Annotated in this window: 14 protein-coding genes; 4 read left to right on the top strand and 10 right to left on the bottom strand. The window is 67.4% G+C overall.

Annotated features, from left to right (window positions below; translation table 11 throughout):
• The first annotated feature begins 81 nt into the window (after positions 1 to 81).
• Positions 82 to 621: an inorganic diphosphatase gene (gene ppa / locus ACXJLH_RS08475; protein WP_056198301.1), complete on the top strand. Its 540-nt coding sequence runs from the start codon at positions 82 to 84 to the stop codon at positions 619 to 621.
• 54 nt (positions 622 to 675) lie between these two features.
• Here the strand turns inward: ppa and ACXJLH_RS08470 are convergent, their stop codons facing one another.
• Both ACXJLH_RS08470 and ACXJLH_RS08465 read right to left on the bottom strand, forming a co-directional pair.
• Positions 676 to 3,039, bottom strand: a complete 2,364-nt coding sequence (locus ACXJLH_RS08470; protein ID WP_457392210.1) for a sensor histidine kinase — start codon at positions 3,037 to 3,039, stop codon at positions 676 to 678.
• On the bottom strand, positions 3,036 to 3,818 hold the full coding sequence (locus tag ACXJLH_RS08465) for a helix-turn-helix domain-containing protein (RefSeq protein WP_457325111.1): 783 nt from the start codon (positions 3,816 to 3,818) through the stop codon (positions 3,036 to 3,038). Before ACXJLH_RS08465 ends, ACXJLH_RS08470 begins: the two co-directional genes overlap by 4 nt.
• A 150-nt stretch (positions 3,819 to 3,968) precedes the next feature.
• Between ACXJLH_RS08465 and ACXJLH_RS08460 the strand changes: the two genes are divergently transcribed.
• Entirely contained in the window at positions 3,969 to 8,852 is a 4,884-nt protein-coding gene (locus ACXJLH_RS08460; RefSeq protein ID WP_457443419.1) for an autotransporter-associated beta strand repeat-containing protein, read from the top strand.
• An 18-nt stretch (positions 8,853 to 8,870) separates the two neighbouring features.
• On the opposite strand, the gene ACXJLH_RS08455 is transcribed toward ACXJLH_RS08460, so the two are convergent.
• The gene (locus ACXJLH_RS08455) at positions 8,871 to 10,043 is read right to left on the bottom strand and encodes a GNAT family N-acetyltransferase (protein ID WP_457443417.1); all 1,173 of its coding nucleotides are present in this window, start codon (positions 10,041 to 10,043) and stop codon (positions 8,871 to 8,873) included.
• Between ACXJLH_RS08455 and ACXJLH_RS08450 the strand changes: the two genes are divergently transcribed.
• Both ACXJLH_RS08450 and ACXJLH_RS08445 read left to right on the top strand, forming a co-directional pair.
• Positions 10,042 to 11,706 (top strand): NAD+ synthase, encoded by a 1,665-nt coding sequence (locus ACXJLH_RS08450; protein WP_457443415.1) that lies wholly within the window; start codon positions 10,042 to 10,044, stop codon positions 11,704 to 11,706. The genes ACXJLH_RS08455 and ACXJLH_RS08450 overlap by 2 nt on opposite strands.
• Positions 11,707 to 11,740: 34 nt before the next feature.
• A complete protein-coding gene (locus ACXJLH_RS08445) occupies positions 11,741 to 12,079 on the top strand; it encodes a P-II family nitrogen regulator (protein ID WP_056198291.1) in 339 nt (112 codons plus the stop codon).
• Positions 12,080 to 12,363: 284 nt separating this feature from the next.
• Here the strand turns inward: ACXJLH_RS08445 and ACXJLH_RS08440 are convergent, their stop codons facing one another.
• From ACXJLH_RS08440 to ACXJLH_RS08410, 7 genes are all read right to left on the bottom strand, one after another.
• Positions 12,364 to 12,975, bottom strand: a complete 612-nt coding sequence (locus tag ACXJLH_RS08440; protein WP_457443413.1) for a LysE family translocator — start codon at positions 12,973 to 12,975, stop codon at positions 12,364 to 12,366.
• Positions 12,976 to 13,039: 64 nt separating this feature from the next.
• Complete coding sequence (locus ACXJLH_RS08435; RefSeq protein ID WP_457443411.1) at positions 13,040 to 13,825, bottom strand: AraC family ligand binding domain-containing protein; 786 nt, start codon at positions 13,823 to 13,825, stop codon at positions 13,040 to 13,042.
• A 100-nt stretch (positions 13,826 to 13,925) separates the two neighbouring features.
• Positions 13,926 to 14,303, bottom strand: coding sequence for a diacylglycerol kinase (locus ACXJLH_RS08430; RefSeq protein ID WP_056198286.1), 378 nt, complete (start codon positions 14,301 to 14,303; stop codon positions 13,926 to 13,928).
• A gap of 73 nt (positions 14,304 to 14,376) precedes the next feature.
• Complete coding sequence (locus tag ACXJLH_RS08425; RefSeq protein ID WP_457349608.1) at positions 14,377 to 14,889, bottom strand: RDD family protein; 513 nt, start codon at positions 14,887 to 14,889, stop codon at positions 14,377 to 14,379.
• Entirely contained in the window at positions 14,886 to 15,530 is a 645-nt protein-coding gene (locus tag ACXJLH_RS08420) for a DUF3106 domain-containing protein (RefSeq protein ID WP_056198281.1), read from the bottom strand. The genes ACXJLH_RS08425 and ACXJLH_RS08420 overlap by 4 nt, the downstream gene beginning before the upstream one ends.
• 184 nt (positions 15,531 to 15,714) lie before the next feature.
• Positions 15,715 to 16,188 (bottom strand): DUF3619 family protein, encoded by a 474-nt coding sequence (locus ACXJLH_RS08415; protein ID WP_457443409.1) that lies wholly within the window; start codon positions 16,186 to 16,188, stop codon positions 15,715 to 15,717.
• Positions 16,185 to 16,754 (bottom strand): RNA polymerase sigma factor, encoded by a 570-nt coding sequence (locus ACXJLH_RS08410; RefSeq protein WP_056198279.1) that lies wholly within the window; start codon positions 16,752 to 16,754, stop codon positions 16,185 to 16,187. The genes ACXJLH_RS08415 and ACXJLH_RS08410 overlap by 4 nt, the downstream gene beginning before the upstream one ends.
• Positions 16,755 to 16,936 lie beyond the last annotated feature (182 nt).

The raw sequence follows: 16,936 nt of genomic DNA, 5'->3' as shown, positions 1-16,936 counted from the left end.
GTTTGACGCCCGGGTTGCACGTTTACCAGCGATGTTGGGGAAACCTAGAATGCGGGTTTTCCTTAGCCCTAAAAGACGACCATGAGCCTGCACAACGTGACCCCCGGCGCCAAGGTGCCTGACGAGTTCAACGTCATCATCGAAATCCCGATGAATGCCGACCCGATCAAGTACGAGGTGGACAAGGAGAGCGGTGCGCTGTTCGTCGACCGCTTCCTGACGACGCCTATGTACTACCCGTGCAACTACGGGTACATCCCCAGGACGCTGGCGGACGACGGTGACCCGGTCGACGTGCTCGTCATCACTCCCTTCGCGCTGACGCCCGGCGTCGTCGTGACCTGCCGCCCCCTGGGCGTGCTGATGATGGACGACGAGGCCGGTGGCGACGCCAAGCTGCTGGCCGTGCCCACCAGCAAGATCCTGCCCATGTACGACCACTGGCAGAAGATCGAAGACGTGAACCCGGCCCGCCTGTCCGCGATCCAGCACTTCTTCGAGCACTACAAGGATCTGGAGAAGGGCAAGTGGGTCAAGGTCAAGGGCTGGGAAGGCCCGGAGAAGGCCAAGTCCGAGATTGCTGAAGGCCTGGCGAATTACGCCAAGGACCTGCCGAAGTAAGAGCGGGCCGTCCGGCCGTTGAAGAGCGCCTGAGCGGGTCTGAGGCGCTCTTTTTCATGGCGTCGCCGCGGGGCTGAAGTGCTCGGCCAGCAAGGCGGCGGCGTTGACCGGCTTGTAGAGCGTGGCGTCGAACAGGCCCGCCAGTTCGGATGCGAGCGGGCGATCGACGAGGGCGATGCACCGGCGTGACGCACCGCTGGCACGCCAGTGCTGCACCTGTGCAAGGCCGTCTGCATCCAGCAGGCAGGGGTCGCACAGCAGCAGATCCGCCGGCGCAAGCAGCGCGCCGGGCGCGGGCCGCAGCACCTCGACGTTGGCGGCGAATAGCAGTTCGGCGACGCGGTCGGCATGGCCCTGCGGCGCGTCGATCAGCAGCGCAAGCAGGTCGGTCTCGGCGGTCTCGACAGGTGTGACGCCGTCGGCGGGCATCAGAACCTCCTCGGCGCGACCTGCGCTCAGCGGCAGCAAGAACGAGAAGCGGCTGCCCTGGCCCACGGCGCTGTCCAGTTCGATCTGGCTGCCCATGGCCTCGACGATGTGTTTGGCCACCGCCAGGCCCAGGCCCGAGCCAGCCTCGGCGCGCTGATTCTCTTGCGGCGGAGCTTGCCAGAAGGGTTCGAACAGCCGGGCCTGGTCCGCGGGCGCAATGCCGCTGCCGGTGTCAGCCACTTCGAAGCACCAGACGCCCGGCGCCGTACTGCTTGGCATGACGCTCAGTTCGATCTGACCGCCGGTAGTGAACTTGGCGGCGTTGGACAAGAGGTTGAGCAGCACCTGGCGCAGGCGCTTGGCGTCGGCCAGCACCACGGCCGGCAATTCCGGGTCTATGCCTGCCCGAAAGGCGTTGCGGTGCTGGCGCGCCAGCAGCTCGCCTTGCTTTGCCAGCTCGTGCAGCAGGCCGTGGATGTAGAGCGGAGCGGGCACCAGGTCCAGCTCATGCAGCTCGCCGCGCGAGAACTCGACGAGCTCATCGATCAGCGCCAACTGGTAGCCCACGCTGTGCTCCACGCTGGCGCGCAGTTGCTGGTCGCGCCGGCCGCCGCCGCCGAGCAGGCGCAGATAGCTCACCGTCGCGGCCAGCGGTGCGCGCAGGTCGTGGCCAATGAAGGCCAGCAGGCGGCTGCGCTGCTGGTGCTGGCTGCGGGCCTCCTGCAGCGCATCGCACAGCTCGCCGGTGCGCTGTGCCACCTGCCGCTCCAGCTCCTGGCTGCGCGCGGCCCGTTCCTGCAGCAGCTGCGCCTGCGCGGCCAGCTCGGCGCGGCGCTGCTGCACCACCTGCTGCACCAGGGCCATCAGCAGGATCAGGTGCGACAGCAGCAGCACGACGGGCGTGGTCAGCCACATCACCGGCCCCAGCTCCAGCCAGCCCAGCACATAGGCGTAACGCGGCAGCGCGCCCAGCACCGTGGAGGCCATCACCACGGCCGCCCAGCCAGCCAGCGGCAGGCGTCGCCAGCAGGCCCAGCCGGCCAGCACCAGGGTCAGCAGGCCGCACAGCCCCGTCAGCGCGTTGACGAGGGGCGCCACGGCCCGGTAGTCGCCCCACAGCGCGGTCAACAGCGCGGCACCAATGGCGAGCCAGGCTGCGGCCAGCGGCCAGCGCAGCGCTCGCGCGGCCTGGCGCAGTGGCAGGATGGCGGCCACGGCCAGCGAATTGAGCAACTGCGCCGTGCCCATCAGCACCACCAGGCTGCGCGGCGCCCAGGCGGTGGCGTTGGGCCACAGGTACTGGAAGCTCAGGCCATGCAGGCTCAGCTCGTACAGCCCGTATGCGGCCACCGACCCCGCCATTAGCGCGAATGCCGCGCGACGCCAGAAGAAGAACAGCAGCAGATAGCCGGCGGCGGCCAGCATCTGGTTGCCAGCCAGCACGGCAATGGCCAGGGTGGTATCGCGGTTTTCAGCGAAGCAGTCGCGCGGCCGGCACAGCAGCGCGTCGAAGGAGGCGTAGGTGCGGCCCGATTCGCGCAGCATCAGGCGCAGGGGCTGGTCTGGCTCGGGGCGCAGCTCGAAGCTCACGTCGCCGGTGTCCAGTGGCCATTGCGCGTGCGGCACCAGCAGGCCGGCCTGCGCGTGGTGCCACTGCCCGTCGGGCGCCTGGACCCACAGCTGCGCGTGCTCGATGCGCGTCAGCGTCATCACCAGCCAGAGGGTCTCGGGCCGCGCGTCGGCGGGCAGCTCCAGCCGGGCCCACAGCGCGGTGCGTGTGTAGCCGGGGGTGCGCAGATGGCCAGTCGGCTGGTGGGGCTTGAACTCGGCGGCTCGCGCCTGCACGTCGTCCAGCGTCAGGGCGCCGCCGGGGTCTTCGAGCAACTGCCAGGCTGGTTGAGGCGTTGGTGGCGGCTGCGCATGCAATGGTGTCCAGGCGGCCAGGGCCAGCGCGAGGCTCAGCAGCCGGGTCAGCCAGCGCCGGGTCAAGCGGTGCCGCCGTCGCGCTGGTGCTGGCGCCAAGCCTGCGGCGTCAGCCCCAGTCGCTCGCGGAAGGCGGTGGAGAAGTTGGACGCCGTGGTGAAACCCACGTCGAAGGCAATGTCCTGCACGCTCATGGGCGTGGCGGCCAGCAGGTGGCAGCCGACGCGGATGCGCTCCTCGCTGATGAAACCCGACACCGTCAGGCCGAGGTGCCTGCGAAACAGCGTGGACAGGCGTCGCTCGCTCAAGCCCAGGCGCTCGGCCAGGTCGCCCACCGAGGGCAGGTCCTCCAACTGCTCGCCAATGAGCTGGGTAGCTGCGTTGACGAAGGCCAGTTCGGGGTCGTGTGCGCCATCGCAGCGCCCCGGCGCGGTCTTGGCGCGCGGCAGATGGACGTAGACCCGCGCCAGCACCTCGTCGGCCAGAAAGGGCTTGGCGATGTAGTCCACCGCCCCCAGGCGCAAGCCGTCCAGCCGTTGCTGCGCGCTCGCCTGGGCAGAGAGAAAGATCACCGGGATCTCACAGGTGGCCGCATCGGCCTTCAGTAGCCGGCACACAGCATGCCCGTCCATGCCAGGCATCACGAGGTCCAGCAGGATCAGGTCGGGCCGCTGCGCCTGGGCGCGGTGAAAGCCGCCGAGCCCGTCGGCGGCATGGAGCAGCCGGTAGTGGCGGGCCAGCAGATCGCTGAGCTGGCGCAACTGCTCGGGCGCATCGTCGATCAGCAACAGCCGCGCCGCGCCTGGCGGAGCCATGTCGTCATGCGTGGCGAGAGCTTCACTCATCGCGGCGATTGTCAACCGTCTTTGCAGGCCGTTTACATCTGGTTATTTTTGCTAGACGACGAACCAGCACAGGTTTTCTGCGGTTTGGCAAAGGTGGGTTGGCCAGAGTGCGGAGAAAGTCACGCTGCACCGCTATCAGGGAGAGCCACCATGAAGACACGCCAGCCCGGCAAGACCCAGCCTGCCCGCCACCCGCACACCGTCCGCGTGATGCCGGCGCTGTCGCGGCTGAGCCTGCTGATCGGCCTGGGCCTGATGCCGGGCCTGGCGGCCCAAGGCACCACCCTCAGCGACCAGGTCAGCTTCAGCGCCACGGGCCAGAGCCTGTGGGGCAATGCCGGCGGCACGGCCACCGCGAGCTATGCGCTGCAGACCAGCTGGGGCACCTATGCGGGTGTCGCCGCGCAGGAGTTGTTCAACTTCGGCGGCTTCACCAACGTTTACGACCCGATCTTCAACACGTACCTGGGCCGCTACGGCGTCGCGGCCAGCATGCAAAGCTCGGGCCGGATCGGGCTGGAGTTCTCGGCCAGCGCGCGGGGTGGATCGATGGATTTCAGCCAGAGCTTCAACCCCGTGCTGACCCTGCCCGACAGTTTTACCAAGGGGCAGAACTTCATCGTCAAAGCCCGCGACACCCTGAAAGCGGCGGCCACCCTGACGCCCTATCTGCCCAGCGTGCAGGCCTCCGTGTCCGGTCTGTTCAATTTCGATGCCAAGGTCGCGGTGCAGGGCTGCTTTGTCGATTGCACCAGCACCAGCTTCGAGTTCGGGGTGAACCCGGGCAAGTTCTCGCTGCTCAACTTCGACAGCGCCGCGAGCGCCATGCTGACGGTCCTGGGCAAGCCGGTGGCGGTGCCGGCCCTGGGCCAGGATTTCCTGATCGGCAGCACCAACACCTTCATGCTCGACACCGTCAAGGCCGGTAACTGTTCGGCGCTGACGGGCGGCGCCCTGCATTGCGGCAACGAGGTGCTGCGTGGCGGCTGGGAGCTGGGGGCCATGCTGCCGCCCCTGTACGGCGTCGCCAACCCGCTGCGCTTCAGGGGCTCCGAAAAAGGCTTCAGCCTCGAGACCAATTTCCTCAGCGTGAATGCCGGCCCGTCCATGGGCATGAACTTCGACTTCGCGCCCACCGCGCCGGTGTTCGTCAAGCTGGTGTTCGATCAGCCGGTGCAAGAGGTCATCACCGGCGCCGGCGGCGCCGAGTCCTTCATCGACCATCTGGACGGCAAGGTCAGCTTTGCTCTGGGCAGCGACATCAAGCTGCGTTTTGCCGGCACCCCCGGCAAGCTGGTGGGGCGCAACTACTTCCTCGGCGACGCCAGCATCCAGACCTCGCTGAGCGCCGACCTGGACCAAGACCTGCGTGGCCACTACGGCTGCGGCTTCGAGGTCAAAGCGGTGGGCCTCAGCCTGGGCGACACCGGGCTGAACAACTGCCTGTACGAGAGCAACTCCAACATCAGCCGCGACACGCTGAAGGTCTATTCGGGCTCGACCACGCTCAGCGGCGTGCGCACCAGCCTCACGCTGGAGGGCAACCCCACCAGCATTGACGACCTGGTGGTCACCGGCACCACCGCCTACCGCGGTGGGTCGATGCTGAGCAACCGGGGGCGCGGCGTCCTGGCCACCTTCGCAGCCGGCAGTCGCACCGAAATCAGCGATGCCGGCAGCCGCATCGACAATGGCGACCATGCGCGAGCCCTGTTCGACAGGAGCTCCTCGGTCCTTGTGATGGCTGGCGGCCGCATTGACAACAGCGGCGGCGCGCAGATCGAGATCGAGCGCGACGCGGTGGTCAACGTGCTCGCCGGCGCTACGCTGTCCAATGAGAAGGCCTCGCCCGGCTACGGCGACAGCCTCATCAGCAACCGCGGCACGCTATCAGTCGCCGGCAAGCTCAGCAACCACGGCGTGATCGACAACCAGGGCAGCCTGTCCCTGGGGTCAGGCTTTGTCATGGACTCCGCCGGTGGCACCCTCAACAACGGCAACACGCTGGAGCTTCACGGCAACCTGGTGCTGGGTGCAGCCGAGGCCGGCAGCTTCAATCTGCTGGCCGGCAGCAGGCTCAATGTGTATGGCTCGCTGGGCATTGCCGCCGGCTACACACAGATCAACAGCGGCTTCCTGTGGCTGGCGCCCGGTACAGGCACGCTGAACATCCAGGGCACGCTTCAGATCGGCCAAGGTGGCAGCGATGGCCAGCTCAACGGTGACAGCACACTGGGCCCAGGGGGCAAGCTCGTCTTCAATCTCGCCGGCAACCAGGAGCATTTGAACCGGATCAGTGGTGAAGGCAGCGTGTGGAAGACGGGGCCCGGTACGGTGAACCTGAGCGCAGCCGGCCTTTACACCGGCTCCACCATCATCGACGGCGGTACGCTGCGGCTGAGTTCGACCACCCTGTCCCGCCAGTTCGACATCGGCACCAGTGGCGTGCTGGAGCTGAACCTGAACAGTGGCACGCGCGCGTTCACCAGCGACACCCGCTTCACCGGCAGCGGCGTGCTGAGCATCGTCGGCGGGGGTCAGGCGATCTGGCAGGGAAGCGCCGCCAGCTTTGCGATGGGCGCCGGCGGCCTGATCGATGTGCAGTTGGGCACCCTGGTGGGCGGCTCCTTCGGCAACGACGACTGGACCGCCAACCAGTCCCAACTGCGCGTCGGCACTTACGCGACCTTTCGTGGGGTGGAGGCGAATGTGCGGGTCGACGCCCTGAGCGGCGAGGGGCTCATTCAATCGGGTTACCAAGGTGCCGGCTACCGCAGTTTTACCTTCGGCGTGGCCAACGGCTCGGGTTCCTTCGAAGGGGTGCTGGCCGACACCGACACCGCCCAAGGCCAGATCGGCAACTTCACCAAGGTCGGCAGCGGCACCCAGACCCTCCTTGGCAACAACAGCTTTACCGGCACCCTGAGCATCGAGGCCGGCACCGTGCGTGTGGGCGAAGGCGGTGTGCGCGGCTCGCTGGCCACCCGCAGCATCGTCAACAACGGTGCCCTGGTGTTTGCGCGCAGCGGCGACATCGGCTATCAGGGCGTCATCTCCGGCAGCGGCAGCCTGCACCAGCAGGGCGCCGGCATTCTGCGGCTGAGCGGCAACCAGAGCTACACCGGCGCCACCAACGTCGAGGCCGGCTGGTTGGTGCAGGAGGGCGCATCGCGTTCAAGCGCCTTCAACCTCAGCGGCAGTACGGTGCTGGAGTTGCAGGTGAATCAGGGCACGCGCGACGGCGCAGTGGACGTGAAATTCGCCGGCAGCGCCGCCACGCTGAGAAAGACCGGCGCCGGCATGGCGGTTTGGACCGGGTCCAAAGCCGTGTTCGCGCTGGACGAGTTCAGCACCATCGACGTGCAGGGCGGCACCCTGGTCGGGGGGTCCTATGGCAACGAGGACTGGAGCGCCAACAAGAGCCGGCTGAATGTGGCTGCTGGCGCTACTTTTGAAGGTGTGGAAGCCAATGTCCGCGTGGACTCCCTCAGCGGCGCGGGCACCATCAAATCCGGTTTCAACGGCGCGGGCTACAGCGCGTTCACGATGGGCGTGGCCAATGGCTCGGACGTTTTCTCCGGCGTGCTGGGGGGCTCCGGCAACTTCGTCAAGGAAGGAACGGGCTTCCAGGGGCTGACCGGCGCCAACACCTTCACCGGCCGCCTGACCATCAACGGCGGCATGGTGCAGATCGGCAACGGCGGCATCACCGGCTCTCTGGCCACCGCGCTGGTCACCAACAACGGCACGCTGAGCTTCGCCCGCAGCGACAACATCAGCTTCGCTGGCGCGATCGACGGCACGGGCGTTCTCGTCAAGCAGAGCGCGGGTGTGCTGACGCTGGGCGCGGCCAACACCTACACCGGCCAGACCCAGGTACAAAGCGGCGTGCTGCTGCTGCAAAACAGCACCCGCTCCGCTGAGTTCTTCATCACATCACCGACCGCCACGGTGGAGCTCAATGTGGCCAGCGGCACCCGCGCCAATGCCGCCGACACGCTGTTCTCTGGCAAGGGCACCCTGCGCAAGACCGGCGCCGGCGTGGCGACCTGGCAGCAGGGCAAGGCGACTTTTGCAATGGGCAGCGGCAGCCTGATCGACGTGCAGGCCGGCACTCTGGTCGGCGGCTCCCACGCCAATGAGGACTGGACCCGCAACCAGAGCCGACTGAACGTGGCCGCCAATGCCGTCTTCGATGGCGACGAGGCCAATGTCCGCGTCGATGCGCTCAGCGGCGCCGGCCGCATCAAGTCCGGCTATGGCGGCTCCGGCTACTCCGCCTTCACCTTTGGCGTGGGCAATGGGTCGGGCCACTTTTCCGGCGTGCTGGCGAACAGCGAATCCACCGGCAACTTCGTCAAGGAGGGCACGGGCACCCAGGTGCTCAGTGGCATCAACACCTACACCGGCACGACCCGGGTGCAGGCCGGCGAACTGACGCTCAACGGCTCGTCCCTGAGCAGCGCCTTCAGCGTTGACGCCGGCGCCACGCTCGGCGGCAGTGGCGCACTGCGTAGCCTGGCGCTGGCCGGCAAGCTCGCCCCGGGCAACTCGCCGGGCCAGCTGAGCGTGGCGGGCAAGGCGAGCTTCGCCGAGGGCGCCAGCTATCTGTGGGAGATCGCCGATGCCAACGGCGCTGCCGGCGTGGGCTACGACCTGCTGAGCGTCGGTGGCACGCTGAGCCTGAACGCCAGCGAGGCCAACCCCTTCACCGTCACGTTGAAGTCGCTGCTGGCGAACGGCAGCACGGGGCTGCTGGCCGGTTTCGACGCCCAGCACAATCACAGCTACACGCTGGCCTATGCGAGCGGCGGCATCCTGGGCTTCTCGGCCAAAGAGTTCAGCATCGACGGCAGCGGTTTCACCAATTCGCTGATGGGCGGCCACTGGACCATGTCGGCCTCCGGCAACGCGCTGAACCTGAACTTCACCGCCGCCGTACCCGAGCCCGAGAGCTACGCGATGCTGCTGGCGGGCCTGCTGGTGGTGGGGCGGGTGGCCAGGCGCCGGCTGGGCGGAGGGGCTCGACCCTGAGATCGGCCATTGCCGGGTTCAAGGCACTGACTTGAACGGTTGGTGCTCGCCCAGCTCGTCGATATAGCCCGCCATCGCCTCGCCCTCGCGTGCCAGGAAATCATTGACGGCATCGGCAAAGGAGGGGTGGGCCAGCCAGTGGCTGGACGCCGTGGGCGTGGGCATCAGCCCGCGCGCCATCTTGTGCTCGCCCTGGGCGCCACCCTCGAAGCGCCGGTAGCCGTTGTCTATGCACCAGGCCAGCGGCTGGTAATAGCAGGCGTCGAAATGCAGGTTGGGGATGTGCTCGACGGCGCCCCAGTAACGGCCGAAGGCGGTGCGGCGTTCGGGGTCCAGCGCGATCAGGGATGTCGCAACGCGTTCGCCGTCCCGGCGGGCCGTGAACATCAACCAGTGCTCGGGCATGTCGCGGGCCATGCGGGCAAAGAAGTCGCGGCTCAGATAGGGCGTGCTGTGGTGTTCGCGGTAGGTCTGCTGGTAGCAGCGGTAGAAGAAGTCCCAGTCCTCGACGCTGATAGCGTTGCCGGCGTTTGCCTCGAACAGGACACCCGCTTCGCGCACGCGGCGCTGCTCCTGCTGGATCTTCTTGCGCTTGTCGCGCTGCAGGCGCGCGAGAAAAGCAGTGAAGTCGGCGTCGCCCTCGGCCGTCCAATGGAACTGCACGCCAGCCCTTGCCATGCAGCCGGCTGCTGAAAGCGCCGCCTGGTCAGCCTCATCGCCGAACAGCACGTGCAGGGACGACGCCTCAGTCTCCCTGGCCAGGGCCCGCAGCGCCTGCGCCAGCAGTGCCCGTGCTTCATCGTCCACGGCCAAGAGCCGGCTGCCCGGCACGGGCGTGAAGGGCACGGCCACCAGCAGCTTGGGGTAGTAGCTCAGCCCATGGCGCTGGTAGGCGTCGGCCCAGGCCCAGTCGAAGACGTATTCGCCATAGCTGTGGGTCTTCAGATAGGCCGGGCAGGCCGCCAGCAGCTCCTCGCCCCGCCACAGCGAAACGAACTGCGGCTGCCAGCCCGTGCCGGCGACGGCGCTGCCGCTGGCATGCAGGGCGCGCAGATAGGCTAGGCGCATGAAGGGCGTCGGCCGCGCCTGGGCAGAAAGCAGGGCATCCCAACGGTCTTGCGGCAAGGCCTCGGGCGAAGCGTCGACCCGAATGACAATGCTGCTCTCGTGTTCTGAATCGCTGTCGCCCATGCCCTCGCCCTTGAAGATTGCCCTGGCCCAGATCAATGTCGTCGTCGGCGATCTGGTGGGCAACGCGGACCGCATCATTGCCCAAGCGCGCGCGGCGCACACGGCTGGGGTTGATCTGCTCGTCACGCCCGAGTTGGCGCTGTGCGGCTATCCGCCCGAGGACCTGCTGCTGCGCCCGGCATTTCTGGAGGCCTGCGACGAGCAGTTGCAGCGCATCGCGGCTGAGCTGGCGGGCTGCGAAGGGCTACATGTCGTGGTTGGCCACCCGCGCGAGCGCGAGGGTGGGGCGGTGCGGGAGCGCAGCTGGTCGCTGCCGCCCTGCCTGAACGTCGCCTCGGTGCTCGCGGGCGGCCAGGTCATCGCCAGCTACGCCAAGCGCGAGCTGCCCAACTACCAGGTCTTCGACGAGCGGCGTTATTTCTACTCCGGCAGAGATGCCGGGCTTGGCGCTGTCGTCGTCGACGTCAGGGGCCACCGCGTGGGCCTGCTGATCTGCGAGGACGCCTGGTTCGAGGAGCCCGCCGCTGCCGCCAAGGCGGCCGGAGCCGAACTGCTGTGCGTCATCAACGCCTCGCCCTTCCACATCGGCAAGGTCGAGGAGCGCGAGGCCCACATGGCCGAGCGCGCCCGCGCCGTGGGCCTGCCGCTGCTCTACGCCCACCTCGTGGGCGGGCAGGACGAGATGGTCTTCGATGGCGCGTCCTTTGCGGTGCAGGCCGATGGCAGCGTGGCGGCCCGTGCGCCGATGTTCGAGGAGGCGCTGGCCATCATCGAGCTGGACGGCGGCCGGCTGCGTGGCGACATCATTCCGGTGCCGGAGTACGAGGCCCAGGTCTGGCAGGCCCTGGTGACCGGCGTGCGCGACTACCTCGGCAAGAACGGCTTCCCGGGCGCGCTGATCGGCTTGTCGGGGGGCATTGACTCGGCCCTGGTGCTGGCCATCGCTGTGGATGCGTTGGGTGCCGACAAGGTGCGCACCGTGATGATGCCTTCGCCCTACACGGCCGACATCTCCTGGATCGACGCTCGCGACATGGCCGAGCGCCTGGGGGTGCGCTACGACGAGAAGTCCATCGTGCCGATGTTCGATGCCTTCAACACCACGCTGGCCGAGGAGTTCAAGGGCCTGCCGCTGGATGCCACCGAGGAGAACATCCAGGCCCGCATCCGCGGCACGCTGCTGATGGCGCTGTCCAACAAGTTCGGCAGCATCGTGCTGACGACCGGCAACAAGAGCGAGATGGCCACCGGCTACTGCACGCTCTATGGCGACATGGCGGGCGGCTTTGCCGTCATCAAGGACGTCGCCAAGACGCTGGTGTTCCGCCTGGCGCGCTGGCGCAATGCGCAAGGCCCCGAGATCATTCCCGACCGCATCATCACCCGCCCGCCCTCGGCCGAGCTGCGCCCCGACCAGAAGGATGAGGACAGCCTGCCGCCCTACGCGGTGCTGGACGCCATCCTGGCCCGCTACATGGAGCAGGATCAGTCGATCGCCGAAATTGTTGCCGCCGGTTTCAAGCCGGAGGACGTCGAGCGCGTCACCCGGTTGATCAAGATCAACGAGTACAAGCGCCGCCAGGCGCCAGTGGGCATCCGCATCACCCACCGCGGCTTTGGTCGCGACTGGAGATATCCCATCACCTCCAGGTTCCGTGCGTAAACTTGGGTGAACCTCGCAAACTGGAGCGCTCGCAATGAAGCAAATCACCGCCATCATCAAACCCTTCAAGCTCGACGAAGTGCGCGAGGCGCTGGCCGAAGTAGGCGCGTCGGGCCTGACGGTCACCGAAGTCAAGGGTTTTGGCCGCCAGAAGGGGCACACCGAGCTCTATCGCGGCGCTGAATACGTCGTCGACTTCCTGCCCAAGGTCAAGGTCGAGGTCGTCGTGAAGGACGACGAGGTCGACCGCTGCATCGACGCCATCTTGAAGGCCGCCAAGACCGGCAAGATCGGCGACGGCAAGATCTTCGTGCTGCCGGTCGAGCAAGTGGTGCGCATCCGTACCGGCGAGACGGACGAAGCCGCCGTCTGACGCTTAACGCCGCGCCGGCGCTGCCGTGCAGGCCGAGGCCGTACGCCGTAGGGCTTGACCAGGTCGGCCGTCTGGCCCGTCCGGCACAAGTCTTTGAGCGCCTCGTCGAAGGCGTGGTAGTCCGCCTGGGACATGCGCCTGCGCGTCAGCCCGAAGACGTAGTAGATGTCCTTGGCGCCGCCCGAGGGTTGCAGGCCGGCCATCGCATTGCTGGCCAACAGCCATAGCGCCACCTGCTCGTCCAGCATAGCGGCCTGGCGCGCCGGGCGCCATGCGGTGGCACCTCAGCGCTGCGTCAGCGCGAGCTTGATGCCCAGGGCCACGAAGGTCGCCGCAAAACTCCGCCGCAGCCAGGCCATCACCGTCCGGCTGCCCAGGACCTGCTCGCGCATGCGCGCCGCGAAGGCGCCGTAGAGCGCAAAGACCGCAAAGGTCATGGCCATGAAGATGGCCGACAGCTGCAGCATCGCCAGCGTCGGCGCCGCCTCGTCCTGGGCGATGAACTGCGGCAGGAAAGCCAGGAAGAACATCGAGAGTTTGGGGTTGAGCAGGTTCACGAGCACGGCGTGCTGAATGACCTCCCAATCCGAGCGCTTGGCGCCGTCGGCCTCGATCTTCAGCACCCCCTGTTCGCGCCAGGTCATCCAGGCGATGTAGAGCAGATAGGCCACGCCCGCGAACTTCACGGCCTCGAAGGCCAGGCTGCTGGCATGCAACAGCGCCGCCAGGCCCGTGATGGCCGCCAGCATGTGGGGCACGACGCCCAGCGTGCAGCCCAAGGCTGCAATGACGGCCGTGCGCGCGCCGCGCGACAAGCCGGCGGCCACGGTCACTGCCGCGCCGGTACCGGGGGAGGCGACGACGAGCAGGGACACGGTCAGGAATTCGAGGTTCATGGTGCGCTCCTTGGTAGAGGCGCCATGCTGCGGCGGATGCCGCCGGCGGGTCTTGAACGAAATTTCAGCGGCTGCGCGCCAACGCCCCGGGCGTCAAGCCGAAGTTGCGCACAAAGCAGCGCGTCATATGGCTCTGGTCCGCGAATCCGCTGGCCGCGGCGACCTCTGCCAGCGACAGGCCTTGGCGCACCAGCCGGCGCGCGCGCTGTACGCGGCGCTGCAGCAGGTAGGCGTGCGGTGGCAGGCCGGTCAGCCGTGTGAACGCGCGCAGGAACTGGTAGCGGCTCATCGCCGCGTCGGTGGCCAAGCCTGATAGCGTCAGTTCGGCAGCGGGATCGTCGTCAATGCGCTCGCGCGCGGCGGTGACGCCGGCGCTCACGGCGGGGCGCTCTACCGACGAGGGCTTGAGAAGCCGCGCGGTCAGTGTCAGCAGTTCGGCGTCGGAGTGCAACGCGTCGTCCGTGGTGACCGCGTTGAACAGGGCGCGAAAGCGTGCCGTCATGAGGGCATCACGAATGACGGGCGCCTTGAACTCAAACGATGAACCTGGCGCGATGTCCGCTGCCGCATCCAGCAACCGGGCCGGATCGACATAGAGCATGCGCCAGCACCGCCCGCTCGCATCAAAAGGCGTGCCGTCGTGCACCTCGCCGGGGTTGACCGTGATCAGGTCGCCCGCACCAGCCTCGACGACACCGCGCCCGCTGGCCGATTTCTGCGCGCCTCGCTCGATGAGGCCAATGCCGAACTCGTCATGCGTGTGGCGGCCGAAGGCCAATGCCGAGTCGGCCACGACCACCTCGACGCCGTCGACGTGGCTGGGGATCAGCTTGAAACCGCGGGCCTGCATGGCCCGACTGTGGCATGTCAGTGCCGCCCGGCCGTCCGAAGGCGCTGACGCGCCCCCTCGGGGGGGGCAGCTCATGAAATGAGCGTGGGGCTGCGTTGCCTCAGCGCAGGTGCTGCCAGACGGCGGCGGCCCAGATGCCGCCAGCGAGCACCAGCGCCATCAGCACGGCGGCGCTGGCAATGTCCTTGGCGCGCTTGGACAGTTCATGCCGCTCGAAGGACACACGGTCCACGACCGCTTCAATGGCGGAGTTCAGCAACTCGACGATGAGCAGCAGCAGCAGCGAGCCCAGCAGCAGCGCCGCTTGCTCCCAGGTGTTGGCCAACCAGAACGCCAGCGGCGCGGCAATGATGCAGAGCCAGGTTTCCTGGCGGAAGGCGCTCTCGCCGGTGTAGGCGGCCTTGAGACCGGCCCAGGAATAGCCGGCGGCGTGGATGATGCGGTCCAGGCCGGTCCGGCCCTTGTGCGGGTTGGTCATGGGGCACCCTTAGGCCTGCGGCCTTGTCCCGCCAGGCGGGAGCGAGTTTGCTTGGGACGGCCCGGCGCTGCGCTCATGAGCGCACGGGAAGTTGGGTGATGACGCGCGAACCGCAGAGGGCGTCGTGCAGGAATTGTCGCTGCGGGTGCAGGCGTGCAATCAGCAGGTAGCCGGCGATGCCGGCCAGCAGGCTGCCGATGATGGCGCCGCCGCCGTGCAGGCCCAGCGCCCAGACGCTGATCAGCGCCGGCAGGAACCAGAGCCAGCTCAAGCAGTAGCGCAGCAACGCACGGCCCCAGCGCAGCGGCCGGCCGGCGGCGTCGGTGACGCGCAGATGCCAGGTCTTCATTGCCAGCGTCTGACCCGTGCGCGTCCAGAAGCCGACGAAGTACAGGCCCAGCACGATGAAAAGGCTCACCGCCATGCCCGTGCGACCCTCCAGCGCATGCTGCTGGCGCGTCAGCACCGAGTAGAGGAAGCCGGCGAAGAAGACCACGCCGAACAGCAGTACGCCTTCGTAGAGAAAGGCCGCGAAACGTCTCGCCAGGCCCGCAGGCGCGGCGTTCGTGTCGACCAACGCCGTCATGTGCGCGGTACGGACGCGGGTGGCGCCTTCAGCGATTTTGGCAGCAGCGTCTTGGGGTCCACCAGGGCCGGATCGGCCACCACCTTGGTCTCACCCGCTGCGTGGTGGGCCGGCAGGACGAGGCCGCGCGTGATCAGGACCGTCGTAGCACCCGGCTTGGCCTGGATGAGACTGCCCGTCACGGGTGTCGGCGTGACGAGCTTGGGCGCCGCGGGCACGATATTGGACTTGGGCACCGCAGTCAGCGGCTTGGCCACCGGGCTGGCGGCCTTGGTCTGGGCCTGACGGCGCGCAACGGCCTTGTCGGCAAGCTCCTGGCGTTTTTCCTGGGGCAGCGCCTGGTAGGCCTCCCACTTGGCCTGACGCTGCTCGGAATCCACCTGTTTGGCCACCTGGAAGCCGATGCGGGCATCGACCCGCTCGCCCGGCGTCAGATTGGCCCAGTCACGCATGCGTTCATGCAGGCGGTTGAGTTCGGCAGGCGGCAGCACGGCCAGACGCGGCGTCGCATTCAGCCACTTGCTGCGCTGGTTGGGGCCGAGCTTGTCCCAGTCCTTCGCCAGCGGTGCGAGGAGGTCGCGCTGCGCTGGCGTCAGTGCCTGCCAGGTCGGTGCGGCGGCCAGCGCGGAGACCGGCGACATGACAGGTGCTGCCGGTCGAACTGCGGGAGGGGAGATGGCCGCGCTTGCTGCAATGGCATCTGGCGCCGAAGCCGCGTCTTGTGTCTGCGCAAAAGCAGAAAACCCCGCTGCGGTGAGCAGCAGGGCGATCAACGGGCGGAGAGGGGCGGGAGGCCTCCGCGCGGCTCGGCTCATGGGCATCCGGTCATTCTTGACCGTCTCTCAGGAATTCGGCGAAGCCCGGATCGCTGAAGGCGGAGGGCGGCAGGTTGTCGCTGAGCAGCGCCGTGTCCACCTCAGCGGCGGCGACGATCTGTTCATGGATCTGGCCTTGTTGCATCAACAGCAGCCCGGCCAGCAGCGCCAGCAGCGGGAGGGCGGACGCAAGCTTGGACCATAGGCCGTTGTTGCCGTCGGCACCGCGCGGGCCGCCGCTCAGGGCCAGCGTCGAACCCATCTGCACCACCCCAGGGCTGGCCGTGCTTACCGAGGTGCGCGCAGCGCGGGCCTGGGCGGCGCGGGCCAAGGCTTGCTCACGTGAGAAGCGCAGACGTTCGGACACGTCATGCGGCAGTGTGGCGTTGCGCTCGGTCAGGCCAGCAGCGACACGCAGGCCAAAACGCGTGACGCGAGCATCCAGGTCGGCAGGGAAGGTGGAAAATTTCGACGGCGACTTCATAGCGTGATCCCCTTGGCCTTGAGCGACTTCGCCAGCGAATGGACGGCGCGGGAACAGTGAGTTTTGACACTGCCTTCCGAGCAACCCATCACAGACGCGGTCTCTGCAACATCCAGTTCCTCCCAGTAACGCAGCAGGAAGGCTTCGCGTTGACGCGTCGGCAGCTGTTCGACTTCCGTCTCGATGCGCTGCAAGATCTGCGCCCGGCTGACCTCATCCGCGGCGCTCAAGGCGCCCATGGCGCCTTCCTGGGTTTCAAGGATCTCCAGCAGGTCGAAATCACCGTCGCCATCGCCGCCGCCCTCGAACTCCGACATATTTGTCATGACGGCCCGGCGCGTCTTCTGGCGACGGAAGTAGTCCATCGTCGCGTTCGACAGGATGCGCTGGAACAGCAGCGGCAACTCGGCCGCGGGGCGGTCGAAATAGTTCTCGGCCAGCTTGATCATGGCGTCCTGGACGATGTCCAGGGCGGCATCGTCGTCTCGAACCACGTAGGCCGTGCGCTTGAAGGCGCGGCGGTCGACGGTACGCAGGAAATCGTTGAGTTCTTTGTCGGTGGCCAAGGCGGGGAGGCAGGTCCGGGCGGCAGCTCGGATTATGGCATTCGTCTGATACGAAGGCTCACACGATTTTGCTCGGCATAATGTTGCTTCGCACAAAGAGTCAATGGTCTCTCAGTGGCCGCCCGACTGGGGCTCCATCTGTTGATCGCGCAGGTTCCAAATCCGCTTCACGAGGGCGAGAA

This window comes from Roseateles sp. P5_E4 (genome assembly GCF_054049255.1).
The sequence above is the reverse complement of the archived record's forward strand: the minus strand, read 5'-3'. Positions and strand labels throughout refer to the sequence as shown.